Source organism: Nonlabens dokdonensis, from assembly GCF_002162835.1.
Classification (GTDB): domain Bacteria; phylum Bacteroidota; class Bacteroidia; order Flavobacteriales; family Flavobacteriaceae; genus Nonlabens; species Nonlabens dokdonensis_B.
This window is the reverse complement of sequence record NZ_MAAX01000130.1, coordinates 20,848-21,085: the sequence shown is the minus strand read 5'-3', so window position 1 is coordinate 21,085 and position 238 is coordinate 20,848.

Below are 238 nucleotides of genomic sequence, written 5' to 3'. Positions count from 1 at the left end.
CAAACACCTCCCTTCTGCCTCCTTTAGCGAAACATCGTTAGCTACATATCAGGACAGAGATCGTCTCAACATACTTTCAGCTCATGCCAGAAAATTCACAATCGATAGGTCACCTTCGTATTATTCGATGATATGAACAGAATTATTCAAATTTACGGCCTATTGCAGATAGGCTACAAGAAGCATGCTACTCTATAATAAGTAGAGTTTTCTCCCAGCTGGGAGCCTCCACTGCAAA